Below are 1,249 nucleotides of genomic sequence, written 5' to 3'. Positions count from 1 at the left end.
TCCAGACTCTCGAGGCTGTCAAAGCTGTTCAGGTAGAAGAATTCCGACTTCAGCGTTCCAAAGAAGCTCTCCATCGCCGCATTGTCCAGGCAGTTGCCGCGCCGGGACATGCTTTGCTTCAACGAGTGCTTTTCCAGCATGTGCCGGTAGTTTTCATGCTGGTACTGCCAGCCCTGGTCGGAGTGGATCATGGGGCGCTCATCCGGGGAAAGCTTCTTGATGGCCTCCTCCAGCATTTGACCCACCAGATCAAATACGGGCCGACGCTTGATCTGATAAGCCACGATTTCGCCGTTGTAGAGGTCCATGATCGGCGACAGGTACAGCTTCATACCCTGCACCTTGAACTCGGTCACGTCAGTCACCCACTTCTGGTTGGGCCGCTCTGCATGGAACTGGCGATTGAGGTCATTGCCAACCACAACATTGGCCGCCCCCTTGAAGGCCTGGTAGCGCTTCACACGCACCCGCGATTTCAGCCCCATCTCCCCCATCAGGCGCTGAACCCGCTTGTGATTGGTCCGATGACCCTGATTGGCTAATTCCAGCGTCACCGTGCGATAGCCATAGCGCCCTTGGCTTTGATCGTAGATTGCACGGATGCGCTCGCACAGGGCTGCCTCATCCTGATCCGGATGGGCCAGGACATGGTTCTGGTAATAGAACGTACTGCGTGACAGCTCAGCTGCTTCGAGCAGAAGCGACAGCGTATGAACCTGCCTCAATCCTTGGACGGCTTGCGCTTTGCGTCCTGCGCCGCCTGCTCTTCCCGGATCAAGGCATCGAGTTTTTTTAGGTAGTCGGTCTCCGCACGCAGATAGGCGACTTCCTTGAGCAGCTCATCGCGGCTCATATCTTCAGGCGGCTTGGACGAACGGGTCTTCTTCATCGGCTTTCGGGGCGGCGGCGGAGGGGGTGCCAACGCTTGGGCACCGCCTTGAGCATACAGGCGCCGCCATCGCCCCACCGCGCCGGCATCGCCAATTTGAAAGTAGGTGGTGGCCTCGCGCCCGGACAGGCCGTCCTGGCTCATCTTCTCCAGGACAGCCAGCTTGAACGGGAGGTCATAGGACCGGGCCTGGCGATGAAATCCCCGCCAACCATGCAGCCGATAGGTCGCCACCCAGCGCCTGACCGTGGAGAACTCCAGGCCGTGGCGACGGGCAATGGCTTTGACCGATGTGGAGGTCTTGCAGGCCTCTTTGGCGACCTGCAGTTTGAAACGCGCGTCGTATTTGTTCATGTATCC

General features: G+C 58.9%; 1 protein-coding gene. It reads right to left on the bottom strand.

Annotation, left to right across the window (positions count from 1 at the left end):
* Positions 1-1,243 (bottom strand): IS3-like element ISStma2 family transposase gene (locus V3B25_RS22310; RefSeq protein ID WP_329811561.1). Its coding sequence is split into 2 segments (ribosomal slippage), with 1,244 coding nucleotides annotated over them: positions 1-796 and positions 796-1,243; the frame shifts between segments, so codons are not numbered across the junction. This gene is flagged as partial in the annotation.
* Between the last annotated feature and the right edge of the window lie 6 nt (positions 1,244-1,249).

The sequence above is a fragment of the Stenotrophomonas sp. SMYL8 genome (assembly GCF_036320065.1).
Lineage (GTDB): Bacteria > Pseudomonadota > Gammaproteobacteria > Xanthomonadales > Xanthomonadaceae > Stenotrophomonas > Stenotrophomonas maltophilia_A.
The sequence above is the reverse complement of the archived record's forward strand: the minus strand, read 5'-3'. Positions and strand labels throughout refer to the sequence as shown.